The 3,072-nt window shown below is 73.6% G+C and carries 1 protein-coding gene; it reads right to left on the reverse strand.

Going from position 1 to position 3,072, the window contains the following annotated elements; genetic code table 11:
* On the reverse strand, positions 1–3,072 hold a 3,072-nt coding region (locus B551_RS15750; RefSeq protein WP_043440161.1), incomplete at both ends, for a putative nucleotidyltransferase substrate binding domain-containing protein.

Below are 3,072 nucleotides of genomic sequence, written 5' to 3' on the forward strand. Positions count from 1 at the left end.
GTGACGCAGCGCCTGCGGCGTCAGCCGCGAGCAGCCGCTCAGGTCCAGCCGACGCAGCGACGCGCCGGTGCCGGCCAGCAGGGTCTCCAGCAGCGCGTCGGTCAGCGCCCCGGCGAAGGGGCTCAGATCCAGGCAGGCCAGCGGCGTGCCGGCCAGCGCCGTCAGCAGCCGGCGCTGGTCGTCGACCGCGATGGCGCGCGCGTCGGCATACAGCGCCATGCCGATCGCGTCGAACACCGCGGTGCGCTGGCGCGCCGGCAGCGCGGCGAAGGTCCGCGCGGCGCCATCGCGTCCGCTCAGCACGCCGAGCACGATCGCGGCGAGATCGCGCGCGGGAGATTGGGCCAGCCGCGACAACGCGCCGGTGGCCGACATGGTGCCGCCCGGCGCGGTCTGCATCGCATCGGCGGGCCGCCACGGCAACGGATCGGGCCGCGGATGGATCGCCGTCAGACCGAAGCGGGCGGCATGCGTGGCCGCATCCGTGGCGCCATAGCGTCCATTCGCGTTCCGGCGGGCAAGCGCCTCGTCGAGACAGGCAAAACGCAAGGCTGGCGCCGCCGGCTCGCTGGCGCGCACCGGATGGCGCTCGAACGCCGCCACATAGGGCGCCGCCAGTTCCGGCTCGAGGCTGCGCAACCATGCGATGCCGGTGGGCGCAATGCGCAGGCGCGCGGCAAGGGCGGCCATGCCGACGATGGTCTCGACACGCTGGCGCAGCGCCGGCAGCGCCTCGGCCGGAATCGCCCCCACCAGGCCCGCGTGCGGCCACATCTCGTTCGCTCCTGCACCGTCCGCGCCGGCAAACAACGCCCCAAGGTCCTGCTGCAGGCGTGCCGCATCCTCGAGCCAGCCGCGCAGCACCGCGTCCGGCTGCAGCCGGCCCACTTCCTCGAGCACCGCAAGGTCGAGCGGCTGCATCATCTGGTCCAGGCACAGCAGATGGCTGCGCACCGGCAGCGTGCTCCGCCCCGGTGCGGCCAGCCCCATCGCGGCCAGCGCGGCCCGCCCGTTGCCGATCCGCTTCAGCAGTTGCCGGGAGCCGCGCTCGACCACGACATGGTCGTCCGCTGGATCGCCGGCCTGCTCGCCGGGCCCGCCGGCCAGTTCGCGCAGCAGCGCCCGCGTGAACGAGGCGGGATGGATCGCGCGCAACGCGGTGGGCTCCTCGCGCAGCAGCTGTGCCAGCGAGCGGCCAGCGACATCCTCGATGACCTGCACATCGAAGATCCGCGTGCCACTGCACAGCTGCATCGGCACGCTGGCCGGCATGCCCCGCCCACCGGTCAGGCGCCGGTCCAGCGCATGCCAGATCGCCTCGCTGCCCGCCGCCTGCGCATCGAACTTGACCCAATAGACGTGCTCGCGTCCATCCGCCTCGAAGCGGACCGGCAGCACGCGATGCGTGCCCGGCTGGCCGGCGGGCTTCGGCAGGACATTGCCGTGCTCGTCGAACAACTGCCGCGCGATCTCCGGCGCCAGCGTGCGTTCCACGATGGCCCGCGACGCCAGCACACGCACCTGCACGGCGTCCCATGCGGCTCCCCACGCCGCCCTTGCCTGATTCCCGCCATCGACCAGCCAGCCGTCCAGGCGTCCGCGAAAGGCGCCCTGCCGTTCCGCCCATTGCGCGCGCCAGCCGTCGGGCCACGGCACGATCCCGAGCGCGCGCATCCGGCCTTCGTTGCCCGGCACCGCGCACAGCGCATCGCGCCAGACGCCCCAGCGCCCCATGGCGTCCTCGCGCGGCACCGCTGCCATGGCGGCCTCGTAATGACGGCGCATTTCGGCTGCCGGCGCACGCCGCACCGCCAGCGTGGCGGCCACACTTCGCGTTGCCTCCAGCGACGGCGGCCGGGCCGCCGCAGCGAGCACGAGCGGATGCAGCGCCGGATCGCAGTCGTCGAGCCGGCGCAGCGCACGCACCGCCTCGCCGACCGGCCACGCAGGCACCTGACCGATGCCGGCGAGCATCGACAGCGCCGCCCGCAGCGGCCCCACCACGCGGTCCTGCACGGCCTGCAGCAGGCGGCGCTCCGAGTGGCTCCATGCCGCATCGGCCAGGTCCTCGCGCCGGTGCGCCCGCAGTTGCAGCCGCCAGCGCAGCGTCTGCACCACCGCCATGGCCCAGCGCCAGTCCGCCAGGAACGGCGCCGAGAATCGCTTGAGCGCATCGAGCCGTTCCAGCGCCGCGCGCGGCGGCGTTTCATGGCGGCCGAACAGCAGCGACAGCGAGGTCAGCGTGTGCACCAGCGGTCCCCGATAGCCATGCTTGAGGTCGACGCCGCTGTCGGCATGATGCGTCTCCGCGTCGCCGAGCCGCATCATGTCGGCCTGCAGCTGGCGCAGCGCCAGATCCTCGCGCGCGCACAGCCGCCCGGGGTCGTCCACGCGCAACGGCACGTCCAGCACAGCGGCCATCGCCAGCGACAGCCGCTGCATCAGTGCGGGCTCGCCATGCGCAAGGCAAGGCGTCAGCAACGAGAAGTGCAGGCCCTGGTCCGCATCCGGATGGGCGTTGGCCGCGCTGCGCTGGCGCAGCATGTCGGCAAGCTGCTCCGGCGTGCCGGTCCAGGCCAGCGCCGACGCTGCCACGCGCACGCCCGCATCGACCTCGAATCCGCCCGGCGCCGGCAACGGATGATCGGCGCCCGGCGCCGTTTCGCCGAGACTGCAGACGGCCAGGTCGAACAGCCGCCGGAACCGGATGAACCATGCCTGCGCGAGGCTGTCGGCCGGCGCGGGCTCGGCCAGCAGCAGCGCATACTCGAAGTCCGAGTACGGACTCATGTCGCCGCGGCTCATCGAGCCCAACCCGACGATCGCGAACGCGCACGGCGGTTCGGCCAGCATCCAGTGCCGGCAGGCGCGCGCGATCTGCGCGACCAGCGTCCTGTAGCGCGCGGTCAGCCGTTCCTGCAACGCCTCGATGGGCAGCGGGGTCTGCCAATCGCACAGTGCCGCCCGATCGCTTGCCTCGGGCAGTTCCGCTTGCGCCAGATCGGCCGCTGCCTGCGCCCGCAACGCATCGACGCTGTCGCGCAGCGCGCGCCACAGCGCCCGCGGCGGCTC

The sequence above is a fragment of the Cupriavidus sp. HPC(L) genome, from assembly GCF_000307735.3.
Lineage (GTDB): Bacteria > Pseudomonadota > Gammaproteobacteria > Burkholderiales > Burkholderiaceae > Cupriavidus.